The sequence below is a fragment of the Micromonospora sp. IBHARD004 genome (assembly GCF_052814115.1).
Genome location: NZ_CP199934.1, coordinates 1,413,351 through 1,432,745 on the forward strand (window position 1 = coordinate 1,413,351; position 19,395 = coordinate 1,432,745).

Here is a 19,395-nt window from a genome sequence, read left to right on the forward strand (position 1 = left end):
GCCTGACAGCAACCGACTCAGTCGTGAGCGTCATCACCCCGCTCCTCTTCCGGCTCGGTGCGGGCCGCGTTCATGTCGCCCACCGCCTCCTGCTGCATCGCCGGCACGACGTGCCCGTAGATGTTCATGGTCACGCCGATCTGCGAGCGACCGAGGATGTCCATTGCCACCCGAGGCGACACGCCAGCGGCAAGGAGCAGGATGGCGCAGCTGTGCCGTAGGTCATGGAACCGGATCGGCCGCACATCAGCTCGCGCGATCAACCGGCCGAAGGCGGTGTTCAGGTTGCGTGGTTCAACGTGGCGACCAGTGGCGGTCGTGAAAACAAGCCCCGTCTCCTGCCACTGTGACGAAGGAACCCCGCCCGTAGACGACCTCGCTTTCCAGGGGAGCCCGAGCCGCGGGTGGGCCGTGCGCTCGCGGCCTGCCACGATCACATCGTGAGCCAACAAGACTGGGACAACCTGAGCCACGTCGAACAGTGCTTCTTCATCAATGCAATGGAGATGGACATCCTGCCGGGCGTCCGCGGCGACCTCGACGAAGCTGCGCGACGGCTGCCATTCGACGAACTCGCCAGGATCCTGCTGTCGCTGGTCGATCGCGGATGGATCGAAGTCCGCAAGTACGAGCGATGGATCTCGGAGGAAGGGCTCGAAGGACTCACCCCCGGCGAGGTCGTCCCCCGACCACAACTCCCGCAAGTGCTGGCAGACTCAGCCAACTGGGAGTACCCCGACGACCTCAGCTGGATCGGTGCCCTGACACTCGTTCGCACCGACGCCGGCCTGGTACTGAGCCGCCTCTCCGCCGACGAGGTCGCGGAGCGAGACAAGGCGTGACCTGTCACCCATCAGGTGGAGCCGTGAGGTAAATGCGTCAAACGGGAGTCGGTCCAGGCCGGCTGCCCGTTTGGTGACAGCTCGCGGTGGGGGCTTGCGATCATGGTTACGTCACTCCGTGCCCGAGAGGAGGCGACTCGTGATGCCAGATGTTCCCGCCGATCCGAGCGTGCTGCATCCGATGCCCGAGCAGCCGCGTGTGGTGCTGCTGAAGCCGCTGGTCACCTCTCCGCTGATCGAGGTCGGGGAGTTCACCTACTACGACGACCCGGATGATCCGACCGCCTTCGAGACCCGCAACGTGCTGTATCACTACGGGCCAGAAAAGCTGGTCATCGGGAAGTTCTGCGCGCTTGGCGAGGGCGTGCGGTTCATCATGAACGGCGCCAATCACCGCATGGACGGCCCTTCGACTTTCCCTTTCCCGATCATGGGTGGTTCCTGGGTCGAGCACTTCGATCTCATCACCGGCCTGCCTGGACGGGGTGACACGGTGGTGGGCAACGACGTCTGGTTCGGCTACCGCGCCATGGTGATGCCCGGCGTCCGTATCGGCAACGGAGCGATCATCGCTTCCGGTTCCGTCGTCGTCGTCGACGTTCCCGATTACGGCATCGTCGGTGGCAACCCGGCCAGGCTCATCCGCCGCCGCTACAGCGAGGAGGACATCACCCGCCTGCTGGCGCTGGCCTGGTGGGACTGGCCACGTCAGCACATCACCGAGCACATCCGCACGATCATGTCCGGGAGCATCGACGATCTCGAGGCCGCGGCACCCAAGCATCGGTAGCGGTAGGTCACGGCCCGCCGGCCGGGAGAATGGCGGGCCGGGCAAGCCTTCCCCTGATCGCATGGACGTAGGGGGCCACCTCTCCGTTCAGCATTTCTGCTCTCACGTTGGCTGTTCCGGACGAGCAACTCGACAATGACGAGCGCAGCGACTGTGCCGAGGCGTTGACGCCAATCGGGCTCGCCAGCTCGACCGCGTTGATTGACAGGCTTGACTTCCGATGTCTGGGCCGGTTGTGCGGTCACCTCCTCGTCGGTGGGCAGGTGACGGCCGACGCCCGACGCGGGTCGGCCCCTCTGGATGGAGGCCCGGCACGCGGGCACCCGGCCCAGCGGTGTTGACACTAGGATCGCCGGCGTGTTCGGTGCGAGTCTTGGCAAGCGGGTCAACGACCTCGTCGGAGCGGTGGAAAACCGCGACGACGAGCGATTCTTCGCGGCGCTTCAGGGAGTGGCCCGCGCCACGCCCAAGGCTCGCCGCGACGAGGTGCAAGCGGCTTTGGGCAGGCTGGTGCCGGTCCTCGAGCAGATCCCGTTCGGGATGGGCGGCGACCTCGCCCAGCTTGCCGGCAGCATGGCGGACTATGGCACGGATCCGGCCGTTGTGGTGCCAACACTCGTCAACCGGGCGACCGGCGCAATGGAGCAGGCGGCGCGCTTCGAGCAACTGCACCGGGCGGCGTTCGGGGCCGTACCGGATGCCGAGGACCCAGCGCAGATCGAGTCAACGCTCGAGCGGTTCGTCAGTAGCGCCGCCGAGCGCGGAATGACCGAGCAGGACGCTGCGGGGCTGGTAGAGGCGTGGTTCTGTGGCGGCCAGTGGGTGCAGCCGGTGCTGTATCTATCGCAGCGCAAGGATGTGCGGGCCATGCTGCCCGAGCGGCCCCGGCTCACCGCCGCGATCGACGCGACGCGTGAGCAGATCGGCACGGCGCACTGGCTGTACGGGTTGCTGCTGGTCCTGGACGAGGAGCCACTGATCGTGCTGCATCGGGCGACCGGACGTGGCTTCCGGGTGACGATCAGCGGCATCGGCGACAACTTCCAACTCCACACGCTGCTCGCGGCCGCGCTGATAGGCGACGAGTCACGGGGCATGCTGCCGGGACAGCGGCCGAGCGCTGCGGAGATCGCGGCAGCCTCCGACTGCGAGGATCTGACGCCCCCGGGAGGCATCCGGGGAAACTTCAACCTGGTCGACGCCGCCGGCGAGTGGATCTGGAACGAGGGAAGACCCGCCGACATCCCGAAGCTGGAAGGGATGCGGGTGGTCGTCGTCGACCCGCCGCCGTACCAACGGACCTGGAATGCCGGTCGTCCGTACCCGCTGATGCGTCCGACGGTGACCGTGCACGGCCCGCTGCGAGCCGACGAGGCCGCGCGCTGGCTGAGCCTGGTCAAGCCCTCGCAGCGCGGGTAGCCATTGGCTCCTCATGGGCATCCGGGCCGCGGCGATGCGGCCTCGGCAACCACGGTGCCTTGGGCGCCGTCAACTTCCAGCTCTTGTGCCGGCCGAGCAAGAGTGATGTTGCTACTCGCGGTGGGTCAGCTGGCGATCATCCGTGATCACCGGCAGCCGCTCGTGCTTCAGCGGTGCGACGTGCGGCCCTGCGGCACCTCATCGACGTCGACCCGGCCACGCGCTTCGACCGGCGTGCACAAAGTCGCGATGAACGGCTGTCACAGGTTGTGGCGGTCGTCGGCCGGCAGGCCAGGCAGCTCCGGTGGCTCGGGGGACTGGTCGGGCTGACCAAGCTGCGCGACATGGGTCGGGTCGAGGACCCGGGAGAGGAACGAGCGGGTCCGTTCGTGCCGCGGCGCGCCGAGCACCTCCTGCGGCGGCCCCTGCTCGACCACCACGCCGCCGTCCATGAACACGACCCGGTCGGCGACGTCCCGGGCGAACGCCATCTCGTGGGTGACCACCATCATCGTCATGCCGTCCTCGGCCAGCTTGCGCATGACGGTGAGCACGTCGCCGACCAGTTCCGGATCGAGCGCGGAGGTCGGCTCGTCGAAGAGCATCAGCTTGGGCTCCATCGACAGCGAGCGGGCGATCGCCGCCCGCTGCTGCTGCCCGCCGGAGAGCTGCGTCGGGAACGCGTCGGCCTTGTCGGTCAGGCCGACCCGCTCCAGGTTGTCCCGCGCGATCCGCTCGGCCTCGGCGCGGCCGCGCCGGAGTACCCGGCGCTGGGCGATGGTGAGGTTGTTCAGCACGGTCAGATGCGGGAAGAGGTTGAACGACTGGAAGACCATGCCGATGCCGCGGCGTACCGAGTCGATCTCGACATCCGGGTCGGTCATCTCGACCCCGTTCACCCAGATCTTGCCGGCCGTCGGCTCCTCCAGCAGGTTGACGCACCGCAGCAGCGTCGACTTGCCGGACCCGGACGGCCCGATGACGCAGACCACCTCGCCGTGGCCGACCTCGAAGTCGATGCCCTTGAGCACTTCGAGCGGCCCGAAGGACTTGTGCAGGTCGCGGATCTCGACGGCGGGCCGGGGTTGCGTTGTCGTCATGTGGGTCACCGAGCCTTGGCGTAGCGGAGTTCGAGGCGTCGTACCACCTGGGAGAGGGGCAGGGTGATCGCCAGGTAGGTGAGGCCGGCCACCAGCAGCGGGGTGGCGTTCACCCGGTCGTTCAGCGTGTCCCGACCGAACTTGGTGACCTCGATGGTCTGTGCCGTCACGCCGAGCACGTAGGCGAGCGACGAGTCCTTGGTGAGCAGGATGAGTTCGTTCGTCAGCGGCGGGATCACGATCCGGAACGCCTGCGGGATGACGATGGTGCGCATCGCGGTGAAGTGCGACATGCCGAGGGTGCGCGCCGCCTCCATCTGTCCCTTCGGCACGGCCTGGATGCCGGCCCGGATGGTCTCGGCCATGTACGCCGCGGCGGTCAACCCGAGACCGATCGCGATCGAACCGAACACGCCGCCCGGGATCTCCCGCTCCGGGAAGGCGATGGGAATGCCGTACCCGACGAGGAAGAGCACCAGCAGCGCGGGCAGACCCCGGAACAGCTCGATGTACGCCGTCGCCAACCAGCGGTACGGAGCCACCCGGGACAGCCGCATCAGCGCGAGGATGGTGCCGAACACGAGGCCGAAGGCGAACGCACCCAGTGTGTAGAGGATCGTGTTGCGCAGCGCGACGGTGATGATCGTCGGGAACATCGACTCGATGATGTCGACGCGGAAGAACGCGTCCCTCAGCCTGCCCCAGTCCGCGGCGAAGATCACCACGGCGATGATGGCGAGGAAGGCCAGGTACTGGAGCCAGAGGGACAGCCGCTCTCGCTGGCGGCGTCGCAGCTTCACGGTTCGAGACGCTCCTTGCCTACGGGGAGGTTGCGTACGCGGAGGGCGCGCTCGGCGCGCGCCCTCCCGCCACGAGCTTCAATCAGGAGTTCGGCTGCTTGCCGATCCACTTCTCGTAGATCTTGTCGTAGGTGCCGTCCTGCTTGGCCTTGGCCAGCACCTCGTTGATCTTCTTGAGCAGTTCCGGGTTGCTGTCCTTCTTCACCGAGAACCCGTACTGCTCGCCGGTGTCGAACTCGGCGGTCACCTCGAACCCGCCCGGGTGCTCCTTGATGTACTCGGTCCAGACCGGCAGGTCGTTGACGGCGGCCTCGATCTGGCCGTTGGCGAGGGCCTGCTGCAGGGCGGCGAGATCCTCGAACTCGACGAGCTGCAGGCCCTTCTCCTTCTCGAACTTCCGGGCGTAGTCACGGCCCGTGGTCGCGGCCTGGACGCCGAGCTTCTTGCCCTTGAGGTCGTCGAGCGACTTGTACGGCTTGCCGGTCTTGACCAACATCGCCTGGGTCGCGTCGAAGTAAGGATCGGAGAAGTTCATCACCTTCTGCCGTTCCTCGGTGATCGTCATGCCGGCGGCGGCCGCGTCGCACTTGCCCGTGTTCAGGTCCTGGCCGGACTTGATGCCCTCGAACGGCGTGTCGACGATCGTCTGCTCGACGCCCAGTTCCTTGGCGACCAGGTCCATCACGTCGACGTCGAACCCGATCACCTTGCCGCTGGCATCCTTCGACTGGAAGGGCGCGTACGGCAGGTGGGTGCAGACGGTCAGCTTGCCCTTCTCGATGAGCTTGACGCCGTTCGCCTGGACCTCGCTCTCGTCCTTCTTGGCGCATCCCGCGCTCACCGCGAGGGCGGCGATCGCCACGACGAGGCCAGCCTTGCGGACTGCGCTATCGAACCTCACGGCTGTGTCCCTCCGATTCGGCCCCCTATGACGGGCAGCCAGGGTTGGTGCAAAGACGGTGTGACAGGCGACGCTACCTGATTTGACGAGCCGTACCTAGATCACGCCGGTCCTTGAGCCGATGCTGTGACCGTCACGGTCAGTAAACCCGACACTCGATAAGTAACCGGACGCGGTCTTCGGAGGAGCAGACCGTGACCAGCGTCGGGACCTCTCTCCGCGACAGCCCGTCCGGCCGTCGGCGCGGCAGACGCCGCCACTCACCGTTGCCGGCGCCACTCTCGCCACCGCTGCCGTTCGGCTGGAGTGGCCTCCAGCGCTCCCGCCGGATATCGGGCCAGATGTCGCGCGTCCCAGCCGACCCCCACACCGTTCCACGGTGGGGCGGGCGGCCCGTCGTGTCCGGCTCGGGCGGTCTCGCCTGTGTTCGGTGCTTGATGTGCGTGATCGGCTGCATGTCGCCGATGTGGCGATGCCCGGGGGCGGATACCGCCATATCGGGGATGTGGTGCCGGATGTCCGGTCCGCCCGGAGGGATGGCGGGTGGTCTGGGTCGGATGTCCCGTTTCCGGGTGTGACCGGCGGCATCCTGGCGGCGGAATCGTGGCCGGCCGGGGGTCGTTACATCTGGCGTACGACCGAGTACCTGGCCCGCTCGACCGGGCCGATGGTTGGGCCCCGGAATGATGGCGGCCTGCCGGTCGTTACACATGGTCCCGGTGCCGCGAAGAGGCACCCGCCCCGCGGTCGGACCGGGCAGAGACTTCCCCCCTTGTGCTTGTGAGCGCCTGACGGTGCTTGCGCATCTCCCGGCCCCCACCGGGTGTGCGCCAACCCCCCAAGGAGCTTCATCATGACTTCGATCATTCGTAAGAGCGTGCTGGGTGTTGCTGGTCTGGCGTTTGCCGGTGGTGTGTTCGCCGGTCCGATCGCCGCTCACGCCGACACCACCCCGGTGGCTGGCAAGCCCGTCGCGGTCGCGGTGCAGGCTGACAAGCCGGGTGTCGACAAGAAGAAGCTGATCCCGCACGGTGTGCAGGGCGCCCAGTCGAAGATCACCCTGAACGATGAGCAGACCGGCAACGCGAAGGCGATCATCGCCGCGACGAAGAAGGCGGGTCTGCCGGAGCGGGCCGCGGTCATCTCGATCGCGACCAGCCTGCAGGAGTCGAAGCTGGAGAACCTGGGTCACCTGGGTGACGCCAACGACCATGACTCGCTGGGCCTGTTCCAGCAGCGCCCGTCGAGTGGTTGGGGTACGCCGGAGCAGATCACCGACCCGGAGTACGCGACCCTGGCGTTCGAGAAGGGTCTGAAGCAGGTCGACGGGTGGCGGGACATGCCGCTGACCGAGGCCGCGCAGACGGTGCAGGTGTCGGCCTACCCGGACGCCTACGCCCAGTGGGAGAAGCAGGCCGCCGACCTGGTCGCCCAGCACTGGAACAGCTGACCCGTGAAGCAATACGCCGCTGGCCGGCACCCCAAGACACGGGGTGCCGGCCAGCGGCATATTCGGTTCCGGGCCACCCTCCATCCTGGAGGCCGGAGGGCGATGCCGGTCAGGGCACGACGCCGGTGCGTGGCAGCGGGTCGACGCTGACGCTGGCGCCCCGGGACCTGCCGCTGCCGAGCATGCCTCGACCGATCAACTTCGTGTACGCCAGCCTGGTCGCGCCCCCGACCGCCAGCCCGACGGCCTCGGCGAGCCCGACGGCGACCGCGAGCCCGACGGCGACCGCGAGCTCGACGACCGGCGTGCCCAGCGCCAGCCCGGCCGCTCCGGGCGCGGGCGGCGGCGACGGCGGGGGCCTGCCGGTGACCGGCTCGAAGACCGCCACCGTGGCGGGCACCGGCGCGGCGCTGCTGCTGCTCGGCGGTGTCGGCTACCTGGTGGCCCGCCGGCGCCGGACCCGGTTCGTCGCGTAACGCCCATTCTCCGAGCGCCCCGGTCCGTCTGGGGCCGGGGCACTCACGTTGGTGGTGTTGAATGTAGACAGTCGTGCTGCCGGAGGTGTGCTGTGCCCGAACTCTCCCTGCTGATCGAGCCGTCCGCGCCGCTGCCCGCCGAGCGGGTCGACGCGCTCGCGACCGGGCTCGCCGAGGACCTGCGCACGGTCCGGGGGTTGCAGGTCGGGTACGCGCAGTCGCCGGCCACCTCGCACGGCAAGTCGCCGCAGGCCTGGGAGCTGGGAATGCTCGCCGTCGGCGGGCTCTTCTCCGCCACCACGATGCAGGCGATCGCCCGGATCGCGGTCGCGTACGCGGACCGGGTCCGGGCGCGCTCGATCCGGCTCCGCAGCGGCGACAACGAGCTGGTCGTCACCGGGTCGACCCGGGTGGACCCGCAGCTCGTCGAGCAGCTGGCCCGGCTGCTGGGCGTACCCGCGACGACCGAACCCTCGGCGGGCGCCGCGCTGCCCGCGGCGCACGGGAACGGCGGGGGCGCCCCCACCGGGAGCTGAGCCGTGGGACAGCGACGGGCACTGCTGATCGCCAACGACCGGTACATCGACGACTCGCTGGCGGACCTCTACGCGCCCCGGGAGGAGGCGCGGGACCTGCTGAGCCTGCTGGCCGACGCGGACGTCGGCGCCTTCGACCAGACCGTGCTGCTGGAGAACGAGTCGAAGAGCTCCATCGAGCGGGCGATCGAGTCGATGCTCCGGGCGGCCGGCCCGGAAGACCTCGTCCTGCTCTACTTCTCGGGGCACGGTGTCCGCACCAGCAAGCGGGGCCGGCTGCACCTGGCGGTGGCCAACACCGAGGTGGATCACCTCTCGTCGACCGCGATCTCCGCCTCCTTCGTCCGGGAGCTGCTCGACGAGTCGGACGCGGCCAGCTCGGTCATCCTGCTCGACTGCTGCTACAGCGGGGCGTTCGAGGGGCACGGCCTGAAGACCACCGACGACCTCGCCATCGACGGCGAGCTGAAGACCGGCTACGGCCGGTACGTCATCACCGCGACCAACTCGGTGGAGCGGGCCGACGACGGACGCCCGGCCTCCGACACCGAGCCCCGGCTGCGGTCGGCCTTCACCGAGACGATCATCCAGGGGCTGAGCACCGGCGCCGCGGACATCAGCGGCCAGGGCCGGATCACTCCGGACGACCTCTGGCGGTACGTGCACCTGGAGCTGCCCAAGCGGTCGGCGCAGACGCCGTGCCAGTTCGGCAACGCGAGCGACGAGATCCACATCGCCCTCTCCCGGGACGGGCACCACCGCCAGGGGCGCCACCGGGACCAGCGGGATCCCCGCCTCGGCGACCTGCTCGGGCCGCTGGAGCCGGCCGGTGAGGTGAAGCTCTGCGCCACCGCCTGGCGGCGGCGCGGCCTGCTCAAGGTGCCGGTCGGTCAGGCGCAGCGGATCGACCAGCCTGCCGGGGAGCCGGTCTGGCTGGACCTGGCCTCCTCCGAGGGGCACCTGCTGGTCGTCGGCCGCGCCGGCACCGGCAAGACCACCCTGCTGCGCACCATCATCGGCGGGCTGGCGCTCACCCACTCCGCCGACGAGGTGGCGTTCAACTGCCTGGAGTCCGGCGGGAACTGGCTCGGGCCGATGCGGCGGCTGCCGCACGTGCGGGAGGTGCGCGGCGACGACGAGGTGGCCGAGGTCAGCAAGCTTCTCGACCGGCTGGAGCAGGACGTCCTCGACCGCAAGCAGCTCTTCCGCCACCACGAGCTGGAGTCGCCGGCGAGCCTGCGGGCCCGGCGGGCCGACCTCGACGCCGGGCCCTGCCCGGACGTCTTCCTGGTCGTCGACCGCTGGCAGGACTTCGCCAACCTGCGTCCCGACTTCACCCCGCGCGTGGTCGACCTGGCCAACAAGGGCCTCGGGTACGGGGTCCACGTCGTCATCGCGGAGCGCAGCTGGCGGGTCATCCCGGAGGAGCTGCGGGAGCTGCCGCAGACCCGGATCGAGACCCGCCTGTCGCAGCCGCACGAGTCGCTGATCAACCCGGACCAGGCGGCCCGCCTGCCGCTCAACCTGCCCGGCTGGGCCATCCACGGTCGGCGTACCTTCCGCATCGCGCTGCCGGACCTGTCGGCCGGTGACGCCGAGGGTGAGGCGGAGGTCGAGGCCGGCGTGCCGGACAGCGGCGGGGTGATGGTGTCGGTGATCGCCGAGGCCTGGGGGACGGCGTCGGCGGGGACGACGCCCACCACCGGTCCCACCCGGGACGTGGAGCAGCCGGACGAGACCCTGCTCGTCCTCGGTGTGCCGGACCGGGCGGCGCTGTGGCAATTCGAGGGACGGCACACGCCGCTCGGGCCGGACTACCTGCGGGTGCCCGTCGGTCTCGACAACTGGGGGCGCCCGCTGCTGCTCGACCTGAAGGAGTCGGCCCAGGACGGGATGGGCCCGCACGGCCTGCTGGTGGGGGCGACCGGGTCCGGCAAGAGCGAACTGCTGCGGACGGTCGTGCTGGCGCTCGCGGCGGCCCATTCCCCCGACGAGCTCAACCTCGTGCTGATCGACTTCAAGGGCGGCGCGACGTTCGGCCCGCTGGCCGAGCTGCCCCACGTGAGTGCGCTGATCACCAACCTCGCCGACGACCTGGCGCTGATCGACCGGCTGGCGGACGCGCTGACCAGCGAGCTGCTCCGCCGGCAGGAGGTGCTCCGCGCCGCCGGCAACCACGCCAGCCGCTGGGACTACGAGCGGGCCCGGGCGGCCGGCGCCCAGCTGCCCCCGCTGCCCACGACGCTGGTGATCTGCGACGAGTTCTCCGAGCTGCTCACGGCGCGACCCGAGTTCATCGACGTCTTCGTCCAGATGGCCCGGGTCGGCCGGTCCCTCGGGGTGCACCTGCTGCTGGCCAGCCAGCGGCTCGAGGAGGGGCGGCTGCGGGGCCTGGAGAGCCACCTGTCGTACCGGATCGGCCTGCGGACCTTCTCCGCGATGGAGAGCCGGGTCGTGCTCGGCGTGCCGGAGGCGTACGAGTTGCCGAGGGCGCCCGGCCACGGCTACCTGAAGGCGGGCACGACGATGACCCGCTTCCGCGCCGCGTACGTCTCGGGGCCGCCGGTGGCGGCCGGTGCCGCCGTCCCGCCGGAGGTGGTCGGGCGCAGCCCGCTCGACATCGTGGTGGAGCGGCTGCGCGGCCGGGGGAGCCGGGCCCACCAGATCTGGGTGCCGCCGCTGGCCGAACCGCCCACCCTGGACGAACTTCTCCCGCCGCTGACGCGCGACCCGGTCCGGGGCCTCACGGTCGCCCGGGACCGGCGGCTGCTGACCGCGACCGTCGGCCTGGTCGACATGCCCAAGGAACAGCGCCGCGAGCCGCTGCGCCTGGAGCTGGGCGGGGGCGGCGGCAACGTCGGCGTGGTGGGCGCGCCGCTCTCCGGCAAGAGCATCATGCTCCGCTCGATCGTGGCCTCGCTGGCGCTGACCCACACCCCGCGGGAGGTGCAGTTCTTCTGCCTGGACCTGGGCGGCGGGGCGCTGCGGGCGCTGGAGCGGTTGCCGCACGTCTCCGGCGTCGCCACCCGCCGGGACGCCGAGGCGGTGCGGCGTACGGTCGCCGACGTGAGCGCGGTCCTCGACGCCCGGGAGGCCCGCTTCGCCGCCGGCGGCGTGGAGTCCATGGCGTCGTACCGGGCGCGCCGGGCGGCCGGGGAGTTCGCCGACGACCCGTTCGGTGACGTGTTCCTCGTGGTGGACGGGTGGAACGCGTTGCGGCAGGAGTACGAGGAGCTGGAGGAGGTCGTCACCGGCATCGCCCGGCGGGGCCTGGGCTTCGGGATCCACGTGGTGCTCACCGCGGCCCGTTGGCTGGAGGTCCGACCCACCCTGCGGGACCTGCTGGGCAGCCGGTTGGAGCTGCGGCTCGGCGACCCGAGCGAGTCCGAGATCGACCGGCGTGCGGCGGCGAACGTGCCCCGGTCGCCGGGGCGTGGGCTGGCCCCGGGCCGGCTGCACTTCCTGAGCGCCCTGCCCCGGATCGACGGCCGGAACGGCGTCGAGGACCTGGCCGAGGCGACGGTCGAGCTGGCGGACCGGGTCGCGGGGGCGTGGCCGGGGCGGCCGGCCCCGCCGGTGCGGCTGCTGCCGCGTCAGCTGCTGGTGGCCGAGCTGAACGAGCTGAGCGACCCGTCGGGGACCGGGCTGCCGATCGGGTTGGACGAGTCGTCGCTCGCCCCGGTCCACCTCGACCTGGACCGGGAACCGCACCTCATCGTCTTCGGCGACGCGGAGTGCGGCAAGACGAACCTGATCCGGCTCATCGCCCGGCAGATCGTGGCCCGCCGTACGCCCGCCCAGGCCCGGCTGGTCATCGCCGATTACCGTCGTGGCCTGCTCGGCGCGGTCGAGGGCGACCACCTGCTGGAGTACGCCCCCTCCCGGCAGGTCCTCGCCGAGGGGCTCGGCGCGATCCGCGAGGCGATGACGAACCGGCTGCCCGGCCCCGAGGTCACTCCGCAGCAGCTGCGCGACCGGAGCTGGTGGCACGGGCCCGACCTCTATCTCCTGGTGGACGACTACGACCTCGTGGCCAGCGGCGGCAGCAACCCGCTCAGCGTGCTCTACGACCTGCTGCCGCAGGCCCGGGACATCGGCCTGCACCTGATCATCGCCCGGCGGGTTGGCGGCGCCGCCCGGGCGCTCTACGAGCCGGTGCTGCAACACCTGCGCGAGTTGGACTCGCCGGGCCTGCTGATGTCCGGCAACCGGGAGGAGGGGGCGATCCTGGGCGGGTTGCGGCCGCAGCCGCTGCCGGCCGGCCGGGGGACCCTGGTCCGCCGGCGCGACGACGCGCGGGTCGTCCAGACCGCCTGGTCGGAGCCCTGACCGACGCCGGGCAGGTCAGCGCGGCGGGAGCAGGGCGTCGAGCAGGTCGGCCACTCGCGCCCGCGCCGCCGCCTCCGCCATGGCCTCGGCGACGACGGCGGAGAGCCGGCGGGCCAGCGCCCGTACGGCCATGGGGGCGCCGCCCGCCGCCGTGACCGTGCCCTCCGGGGTGACGACGAGACCGACCCGCCGGGCCTCGGCGATGGTCTCGGTGATGGCGAGTCGGGCCGGGTGAGCTCCCGGTCCCGCGCGGCGAGCGCCTCGGCGACGAGCCGGTACGCCTCGGCCGCCGCCTCGAGCCGCTGCGTGAGCCGGCGCAGCGTCTCGTCGGCGTCGTCCCGGCCTCGGCCCGCGCGCCAGTGCTCGGGTGCCAATCGCTCACCGACCAGCAACATGCACACGGCTTCGGTATCCTTACCTATGTTGATGTGGTGCGGATGCGTCGCCGCTGCCGTTGGCTCGCTGGTGGCCACACGGTCCTGCTCGGCACCCGCGACCTCGATCGCGGGACGGCCTCCGCCGCGCAGATCCGCAGCGGTGCGGTCTTAAAGCGGGATCACGAAGCGCGGGTGATTCTTCGCGCCTGCCGGGCGATCATCCCGGCCACCGCCAGGATGGCCAGGCCGCTGACTGCGTGCAGGCCGGAGACGATCTCGCCGGCCGTGCTGCCGCTGTACGACTTGGCGAGCTCCGCGATCACCACCTGGAGACCGGTCAGCCCGGCGACCAGGGCCGCCAACCCGTAGATCCGTCCCGGCACCCGGGCCAGCGCGGCGGGGATCACCATCACCAAGGGCACGATGAAGATCACATAACCAAGCGCGTGGTGCGGCCCGAAGGACTCTTCGTGGGGCGCTGTACTGAACGCGCCCGTCGCGGCGAAGACGAACTGGGCTACGACGATGAACACGAGCAGGTACGCCAGTGCGGCGAAAGCCTTACGCATGAGGGGAACTCCTTGAGGTGCGTACGGGATGATGTCGCATGGAGTCCGACGACGCAGCACCCCGAAATGTGAGGGCCCATGAGCACCCCATCCGCGCCAGAGCTCGGCCCGACGCTGAGTGCGATCATGAGCGAGCGGGGTCAGCTGATCAACCTCGCGTACCGGCTCCTCGGATCCCTGGCCGACGCCGAGGACGCCGTGCAGGAGACCTACGCCCGCTGGTATGCAATGTCGCGCGAGCAACAGGAGGCCATCGCGTCGCCCGGCGGCTGGCTGACCACGGTCACCAGCCGTATCTGTCTGGACGTGCTCGGCTCGGCGCGGGCCCGGCGGGAGCGCTATGTGGGCGAGTGGATCCCGGAGCCGCTGCCCGAACCCGCGGAGTGGCTGACCGGACGGCCGGTCGACCCGGCCGACCGCGTCACCCTCGATGAGTCGATCAACATGGCGTTCCTGGTGATGCTCGAGTCGATGACCCCGGCAGAGCGCGTCACGTTCATCCTGCACGACGTCTTCCGCTACCCGTTCGGGGAGGTGGCCGAGATCGTGGGGCGTACGCCGGCGGCCTGCCGCCAGCTGGCCTCCTCGGCCCGTCGCCGCGTCCAGGCCGCGCAGGCTCCCACCACCCCGGCGAGCCGGCAGGCCGACATTGTCAGAGCCTTCAAACAGGCGTGGGAGGCCAAGGACATCGAGGCCCTCATCGACCTCCTCGACCCCGCCGCGACGGCGATCGCCGACGGCGGCGGCCTCGTCAACGCGCTGCTCCGCCCAGTTGAGGGCAGTGAGCAGATCGCGCGCTACACCGTCGACATCACCGGCCGTGCGCCCGGGATGACGATGCTGGAGCGCACGGTCAACGGCCGGCCCGGCCTGGTGGCCCAGCGGGACGGCGTCACCGTGATGGTGATCGCGTTCGACATCGTCGGTGACCGCATCAACCAGATCTGGGCGGTACGCAACCCGGGGAAGCTCCGGCCCTGGACCGCCGCCTGATCGTGCCGCGCAAGGCTGACGTGACCATCGAGCTCTACATGGACCGAGACAGCGTCGCAGGTACCACTAAACCTATGTGAGTGAGGGACGAATGCTGCAGTGGTCGCGTTGTGGTCGGGGCTTGCCCGAGTGCGCGGCACAGCCCCTTCGGAGCCGCGCCGCGCGCCAACCTGAGTCACATGGTCCGTCGCCGGACCGCCGAGACAATCACAGTGGTCCGCCCGACCGTGTCCGGCCAGCCGCATCGCCGGGGCGGCGCGTTGTCAGCGGCAAGAGAGTGCGCCGCGGGCGAAACGCCGCTAAAGATTCCCGTCGCCCTCTCTTCAGCCAGGTAGCGGAAAGAAATCACTGAGCGCGTACCGAATGGTTTCCGCAGATCCGTGTGAGCGTCGCCGCCTTCCAAAGCTGCGACGATAAGCTTTCTGATCAGCATGGCGTCCGCGTCAGCCATCGCTCAGGGCCAGGTCTGACGGGCGCAACGCGGTTCGGACGGATTCGGCTGCGTCGCGGCGAGAGATTTCTCCGGGGCCATGTCGATCCGCGGGCCGCTCGTTCGACGTGTGGGTGCGAGTGCGAGGGCCGAGAGGCGGCCCCGCCGGACGAGGAGAACGCGATGCCGAAGTACATGCTGATCATGCGGGGCACCGATGAGTCGAACGCGGCCCTGATGGCCGGGTTCGAAGAGTTGGCGGCCACGACGTACCACTACATCGAGGAGCTGGTCAAGGCCGGCGTGTTCGTCGCGGCCGAAGGGCTGGACGATGCGGGCCAGGGCGTCGTGGTCGACTTCAGCGGCGAGGCCCCGGTGGTCACGGACGGGCCGTACGGAGAGACCAAGGAACTGTTCGGGGGCTACTTCCTGCTCGATGTCGCTTCGAAGCAGGAGGCGGTCGAGTGGGCCAAGCGGGTCCCGTCGGTCACCGGGTCCAAGATCGAGATCCGGCGGGTGGCCGGGGACGACGAGATGCCGCAGGACAACGAGGGGGCCGTCGAGGAACGGGCCGGGAGCGAGAGCACCGGCCGGATCTGATGGGTACGGTCGACGTCGAGGCCGTCTGGCGGATCGAGTCGGCGCGGATCGTCGCCGCGCTGACCCGGTTCACCGGCGATTTCGGGCTGGCCGAGGATGCCGCCCAGGAGGCGGTGGCCGAGGCGCTGGTGTCGTGGCCGCTCACCTCTCCGGCCAATCCGGCCGGCTGGCTGATGGCCACGGCCCGGCGGCGGGCGATCGACGCGATCCGCCGCCGGACCGCCCTGCAGGACCGATACGCCCTGCTGGCGGCTGACCCGGTGGTCGACGAGGACATCGACCCCGACCGGATCGACGACGACATCCTGGCGCTGATGTTCGTCAGCTGCCACCCGGTGCTCTCCCCCGAGGCCCGGGTGGCGCTGACCCTGCGCGTGGTCGGCGGCCTGTCCACCGAACAGATCGCCCGCGCGTTCCTGGTACCCGTGCCGACCGTGCAGGCCCGCATCACCCGGGCGAAGAAGACGATCGCGGCGGCCGGGGTGCCGTTCGAGCTGCCGCCGGCCGGTGAGCGCCGGGAACGGCTGGGCGGCGTGCTCAGCGTCGTCTACGTGATCTTCACCGAGGGGTCGACGGCCACGTCGGGCGACCGACTGCTACGCCCCGGCGTCGCGTACGAGGCGATCCGGCTGGCCCGCACGCTGGCCGCGCTGCAGCCGGACGAGCCGGAGGTGCACGGTTTGCTCGCGCTGTGCGAGCTGACGGCCGCGCGCTTCCCGGCCCGGACCGGCCCGGATGGTTCGCCGATCCTGCTGGCGGACCAGGACCGGCGGCGGTGGGACTTCTCGGCGGTCCGCCGTGGGCTGGCCGCGCTGGCCAAGGCATCGGTTCGCGGGCTCGGCCCCTATGGCCTGCAGGCTGCGATCGCCGCCGCCCACGCGTCGGCGCCGTCGGTGGAGGCGACCGACTGGGACCGGATCGTGGTGCTCTACGAGGCGCTCGGCCGGGTCGCGCCCTCGCCGGTGGTCGAGCTCAACCGGGCCGTCGCCGTGGCCATGGCCTCGGGTCCGGCGCAAGCCCTGGCCATGGTGGACGAGCTGATCGCCTTGGACCGGCTCCCCGGTTCGCATTTGGTTCCGACCGTACGCGGGGAGCTGCTGGCCCGTCTCGGTCGGCGACCGGAGGCGCGCGCCGAGCTGGAGCTGGCGGCCCGGCTGTGCGCCAACCAGCGCGAACGCTCAGTGCTGCTGCGCAAGGCGGCCGCGCTGGGCTGACTTCTCCAGCGCGGCCGGCCGGGATTCGAGTGCGGCCCGGATGCCGTCGATCGCGTCGGCCCCGACGGCCAGGCGCAGCGGCGGCTCCGCCATGCCGGCGACCGCGACAAGTTAGGAGCCGACCCCTCGAAATGGTCGGCAGACCCGGCCCGTAGTACCCGCCACGGCGTTGGTCGCGGCAACCAGCGACGAACGCGCTCAGATCGGCAGAGTCGGACGTGTCCCCGCTCGGCGAGCTGTCAACGCCCGACCAGCGGCATGATGTTCAATGCCGACCTTGGACTGCATCCTCATTCAGTCCGGGGCAGCGTGGGCGATAGCGCGGCTCGGTCACCGGGGAGTTGGCAGCCTGGCGATGTTGACCCATGAAGCCCGTCCAACCCGTCCCGTAAGACGATCCGCTACCGGACACGGTGTGCGGGTCACGACGCAGCTCGGAGGGTATCGAGCCGGCGCAGGTCGTCGTCGGACAGGCTTAGGTCGGCCGCGGCGACGTTGGAACGCAGGTGGCGGACGCTGGTGGTCCCGGGGATCGGGATGACCGGCACGCCGTGTGCCTGCTGCCGGTGGTGCACCCAGGCCAGTGCGACCTGCCCGCTCGTGGTGCCGTGTCTACCGGCGATCTCGCCCAGTGCGGCGCGTAGGCCGCTCGCTACTTGCTCGTCGGCTGTGCTCGGAGGCTGGTGGAGGAGTCCATGACCGTTTGGGGAGTGGGCCACGACGACCACTCCGAGGTCGGCCACGGTAGGCAGCAGCTCCTGCTCGATGTCGCGCTGCACCAGTGACCACTGCTCCTGTAGCGCCGCGATCGGGTGAACGGCGTGTGCGCGGCGTAGGTCGTCCGCCGTCACGTTGGACAGGCCAAGGGCGCGCACCTTCCCCTGGTTGACCAGTTCGGCCATGGCTTCGACGGTTTCCTCGATCGGGACCTTTTCACTGCGATGGTGCAGGTAGTAGAGGTCGATCACGTCGACACCGAGCCGTCGCAGGCTCGCCTCGCTCGCCTGCCGCACGTACGACCGGTCAGCCCGTACATCGAAGCCGCCGGCGAGCTCATCTCGCCATACCAACCCGAACTTGCTGGCCAGCAGCACCTCATCACGGCGCCCTCGGATTGCCCGGCCGACCAGCTCTTCATTCCGGTAGGCATCTGCGGTGTCCACCATCGTGACGCCCGCATCAAGGGCGGCGTGGACCACCGCCACCGGGTCGCGGTCGGTGCCGTCGGCGGTTCCATCGCGCAACCTCATCGCGCCGAATCCCTGACGGCCGAAAGTATCGCGACCCATGGATAGACGCGTTCCCGTCTCAGCAGTTGGCATGACCCACACCCTAAAACCTCAACCGCAATTGAGGTCCAGTCCATTAGCGGTGCCCGGTCTGCGCCATCTCGAACAAGGAACCTCATACGGGACGCCACAGCTCAGATGGCCTGAGCGCGGCGGGGTGTCCCGCATGACCCGTCCGGTGAACATTCCCGCACAGGGCCGCCATCCGGGACACCTACGCTCATTGGCGGCCCGGGGGTCGCCGACCGTTCGCGTGGCGTGTCGACGTCCAGCCTCGACGACATGCCTCGGGCCGACGCGCCACCAGGTCAAGTGACATCGGTTCCATTAAGGCCAGCGCATCGACATGCAGGACAGTCAACGCACCCTCATCGGCTACTTGTTAACTGGCGCTACGACCGCAGCCCGGCCAGGCTTGGTCGAGGTGACCGGCGGGGTCGCTCTCTCATCGGCTGCCCACCGCGGTTTGGTGTGGCTCTCATCTGGCGTGCGTCCTGCCGGTCACCGTGGCCGGGAGAGGCTCAAGAGGGGTCTGCCCAGCTCGAAGTAGCGCTGCCCTCCTCGCTGACATCACCTGTGTCTGATCGAGGAGGACGAGCGTGAGAGGTGTCATCATCGGCATGGATCCGCACAAGCGGTCCGCGACCATCGAGATCATCAACGACCGCGAGAAGATCCTTGCCCAGGGCCGGTTCACCACCGACCGCGACGGCTACCAGACGATGCTCAAGCTCGGCCGGCAGCACAAGGACCGGCTCTGGGCGGTGGAGGGCTGCAACGGCATCGGCCGGCACATCGCTCAATTGGTTCACAGCGGTTTTGCTTGACCCCCTCCGGTCCTTCCGGACATGACCCGGCGGCTCACCAACCATCCGATCAGCAATGCTGCTAAAAGACCCGGGCCGCAATGGACAGCGAGCACCCCGGCCAGGTGAGGACCGCCCCAATCATTTCTGTAGGTGGCTCCATCGGACATGTCGATGACGAAAGGTTCTGCGATTGCTCGCGCGATGAGATACGCAGCGAGCAAGAGGCCACCGGCATACAACACCCACCTGGCGCGGCCAGCGAGGATAAGGGCCACAACGGCACCAACGGTGATCATCAGGATCAAAATGCCGGGCGTCATCCGGGGCCTCTCACTAACGTCGTTTGCCGGTGTCGTTCCGACCTCATCGTTCATCAGGCTATGGATCTCAACCCCGTGTTGGCATCCGGGACGATCCCTGAAGTGGCCCCTCACCTGGCATCCGGGCTACATCAGCAGTAGGCCGCTGAAG

The 19,395-nt window shown here is 69.8% G+C and carries 18 protein-coding genes; 11 read left to right on the top strand and 7 right to left on the bottom strand.

The window, feature by feature from the left end:
* Positions 1 to 17: 17 nt before the first annotated feature.
* The gene (locus tag ACTWO6_RS07055) at positions 18 to 431 is read right to left on the bottom strand and encodes a tyrosine-type recombinase/integrase (RefSeq protein WP_446218848.1); all 414 of its coding nucleotides are present in this window, start codon (positions 429 to 431) and stop codon (positions 18 to 20) included.
* A 9-nt stretch (positions 432 to 440) separates the two neighbouring features.
* Here ACTWO6_RS07055 and ACTWO6_RS07060 point away from each other — a divergent pair, with 9 nt between their 5' ends.
* The 3 genes from ACTWO6_RS07060 (at position 441) to ACTWO6_RS07070 (ending at position 3,051) form a co-directional block, all read left to right on the top strand.
* Positions 441 to 842 carry a hypothetical protein gene (locus ACTWO6_RS07060; protein ID WP_446218849.1) on the top strand — a complete coding sequence of 134 codons (402 nt, stop codon included), beginning with the start codon at positions 441 to 443 and terminating at the stop codon, positions 840 to 842.
* Between the two features lie 142 nt (positions 843 to 984).
* Positions 985 to 1,632, top strand: a complete 648-nt coding sequence (locus tag ACTWO6_RS07065) for a CatB-related O-acetyltransferase (RefSeq protein ID WP_446218850.1) — start codon at positions 985 to 987, stop codon at positions 1,630 to 1,632.
* A gap of 357 nt (positions 1,633 to 1,989) precedes the next feature.
* On the top strand, positions 1,990 to 3,051 hold the full coding sequence (locus tag ACTWO6_RS07070; protein ID WP_446218851.1) for a hypothetical protein: 1,062 nt from the start codon (positions 1,990 to 1,992) through the stop codon (positions 3,049 to 3,051).
* A gap of 260 nt (positions 3,052 to 3,311) precedes the next feature.
* On the opposite strand, the gene ACTWO6_RS07075 is transcribed toward ACTWO6_RS07070, so the two are convergent.
* The 3 genes from ACTWO6_RS07075 to ACTWO6_RS07085 all read right to left on the bottom strand — a co-directional run bounded on the left by ACTWO6_RS07075 (position 3,312) and on the right by ACTWO6_RS07085 (position 5,852).
* Positions 3,312 to 4,151, bottom strand: coding sequence for an amino acid ABC transporter ATP-binding protein (locus ACTWO6_RS07075; protein ID WP_446218852.1), 840 nt, complete (start codon positions 4,149 to 4,151; stop codon positions 3,312 to 3,314).
* 5 nt (positions 4,152 to 4,156) lie between these two features.
* Positions 4,157 to 4,951 carry an amino acid ABC transporter permease gene (locus tag ACTWO6_RS07080; RefSeq protein WP_446218853.1) on the bottom strand — a complete coding sequence of 265 codons (795 nt, stop codon included), beginning with the start codon at positions 4,949 to 4,951 and terminating at the stop codon, positions 4,157 to 4,159.
* 82 nt (positions 4,952 to 5,033) lie between these two features.
* Complete coding sequence (locus tag ACTWO6_RS07085) at positions 5,034 to 5,852, bottom strand: basic amino acid ABC transporter substrate-binding protein (RefSeq protein ID WP_446218854.1); 819 nt, start codon at positions 5,850 to 5,852, stop codon at positions 5,034 to 5,036.
* An 853-nt stretch (positions 5,853 to 6,705) separates the two neighbouring features.
* Here ACTWO6_RS07085 and ACTWO6_RS07090 point away from each other — a divergent pair.
* The 4 genes from ACTWO6_RS07090 to eccCb all read left to right on the top strand — a co-directional run bounded on the left by ACTWO6_RS07090 (position 6,706) and on the right by eccCb (position 12,643).
* Positions 6,706 to 7,302, top strand: coding sequence for a hypothetical protein (locus ACTWO6_RS07090; RefSeq protein WP_446218855.1), 597 nt, complete (start codon positions 6,706 to 6,708; stop codon positions 7,300 to 7,302).
* A 125-nt stretch (positions 7,303 to 7,427) separates the two neighbouring features.
* Positions 7,428 to 7,778, top strand: coding sequence for an LPXTG cell wall anchor domain-containing protein (locus ACTWO6_RS07095; RefSeq protein ID WP_446218856.1), 351 nt, complete (start codon positions 7,428 to 7,430; stop codon positions 7,776 to 7,778).
* Positions 7,779 to 7,870: 92 nt separating this feature from the next.
* Entirely contained in the window at positions 7,871 to 8,314 is a 444-nt protein-coding gene (locus ACTWO6_RS07100) for a hypothetical protein (RefSeq protein WP_446218857.1), read from the top strand.
* Positions 8,315 to 8,317: 3 nt separating this feature from the next.
* Entirely contained in the window at positions 8,318 to 12,643 is a 4,326-nt protein-coding gene (eccCb, locus tag ACTWO6_RS07105; protein WP_446218858.1) for a type VII secretion protein EccCb, read from the top strand.
* Positions 12,644 to 13,199: 556 nt separating this feature from the next.
* On the opposite strand, the gene ACTWO6_RS07110 is transcribed toward eccCb, so the two are convergent.
* Positions 13,200 to 13,589, bottom strand: coding sequence for a DUF6220 domain-containing protein (locus ACTWO6_RS07110; RefSeq protein ID WP_446218859.1), 390 nt, complete (start codon positions 13,587 to 13,589; stop codon positions 13,200 to 13,202).
* A gap of 78 nt (positions 13,590 to 13,667) precedes the next feature.
* On the opposite strand from ACTWO6_RS07110, the gene sigJ reads away from it, so the two are divergent.
* The 3 genes from sigJ (at position 13,668) to ACTWO6_RS07125 (ending at position 16,826) form a co-directional block, all read left to right on the top strand.
* Positions 13,668 to 14,582 carry an RNA polymerase sigma factor SigJ gene (gene sigJ / locus ACTWO6_RS07115; protein WP_446218860.1) on the top strand — a complete coding sequence of 305 codons (915 nt, stop codon included), beginning with the start codon at positions 13,668 to 13,670 and terminating at the stop codon, positions 14,580 to 14,582.
* A 613-nt stretch (positions 14,583 to 15,195) separates the two neighbouring features.
* Positions 15,196 to 15,612 carry a YciI family protein gene (locus ACTWO6_RS07120; protein WP_446218861.1) on the top strand — a complete coding sequence of 139 codons (417 nt, stop codon included), beginning with the start codon at positions 15,196 to 15,198 and terminating at the stop codon, positions 15,610 to 15,612.
* Positions 15,612 to 16,826: an RNA polymerase sigma factor gene (locus tag ACTWO6_RS07125; RefSeq protein ID WP_446218862.1), complete on the top strand. Its 1,215-nt coding sequence runs from the start codon at positions 15,612 to 15,614 to the stop codon at positions 16,824 to 16,826. Before ACTWO6_RS07120 ends, ACTWO6_RS07125 begins: the two co-directional genes overlap by 1 nt.
* A 422-nt stretch (positions 16,827 to 17,248) precedes the next feature.
* On the opposite strand, the gene ACTWO6_RS07130 is transcribed toward ACTWO6_RS07125, so the two are convergent.
* Positions 17,249 to 18,076 (bottom strand): aldo/keto reductase, encoded by an 828-nt coding sequence (locus tag ACTWO6_RS07130; RefSeq protein WP_446218863.1) that lies wholly within the window; start codon positions 18,074 to 18,076, stop codon positions 17,249 to 17,251.
* 638 nt (positions 18,077 to 18,714) lie between these two features.
* Here ACTWO6_RS07130 and ACTWO6_RS07135 point away from each other — a divergent pair.
* On the top strand, positions 18,715 to 18,942 hold the full coding sequence (locus ACTWO6_RS07135; RefSeq protein ID WP_446218864.1) for an IS110 family transposase: 228 nt from the start codon (positions 18,715 to 18,717) through the stop codon (positions 18,940 to 18,942).
* On the opposite strand, the gene ACTWO6_RS07140 is transcribed toward ACTWO6_RS07135, so the two are convergent.
* Positions 18,924 to 19,298, bottom strand: coding sequence for a hypothetical protein (locus tag ACTWO6_RS07140; RefSeq protein ID WP_446218866.1), 375 nt, complete (start codon positions 19,296 to 19,298; stop codon positions 18,924 to 18,926). The genes ACTWO6_RS07135 and ACTWO6_RS07140 overlap by 19 nt on opposite strands.
* Positions 19,299 to 19,395: the final 97 nt, after the last annotated feature.

Excerpts from the sequence above, each read along its gene's own strand:
- ACTWO6_RS07065 (WP_446218850.1), top strand. The coding sequence starts at position 985 with ATGCCAGATGTTCCCGCCGATCCGAGCGTGCTGCATCCGATGCCCGAG.
- ACTWO6_RS07075 (WP_446218852.1), bottom strand. The coding sequence starts at position 4,151 with ATGACGACAACGCAACCCCGGCCCGCCGTCGAGATCCGCGACCTGCAC.
- ACTWO6_RS07090 (WP_446218855.1), top strand. The coding sequence starts at position 6,706 with ATGACTTCGATCATTCGTAAGAGCGTGCTGGGTGTTGCTGGTCTGGCG.
- ACTWO6_RS07110 (WP_446218859.1), bottom strand. The coding sequence starts at position 13,589 with ATGCGTAAGGCTTTCGCCGCACTGGCGTACCTGCTCGTGTTCATCGTC.
- sigJ (WP_446218860.1), top strand. The coding sequence starts at position 13,668 with ATGAGCACCCCATCCGCGCCAGAGCTCGGCCCGACGCTGAGTGCGATC.
- ACTWO6_RS07120 (WP_446218861.1), top strand. The coding sequence starts at position 15,196 with ATGCCGAAGTACATGCTGATCATGCGGGGCACCGATGAGTCGAACGCG.
- ACTWO6_RS07125 (WP_446218862.1), top strand. The coding sequence starts at position 15,612 with ATGGGTACGGTCGACGTCGAGGCCGTCTGGCGGATCGAGTCGGCGCGG.
- ACTWO6_RS07130 (WP_446218863.1), bottom strand. The coding sequence starts at position 18,076 with ATGAGGTTGCGCGATGGAACCGCCGACGGCACCGACCGCGACCCGGTG.
- ACTWO6_RS07140 (WP_446218866.1), bottom strand. The coding sequence starts at position 19,298 with ATGAACGATGAGGTCGGAACGACACCGGCAAACGACGTTAGTGAGAGG.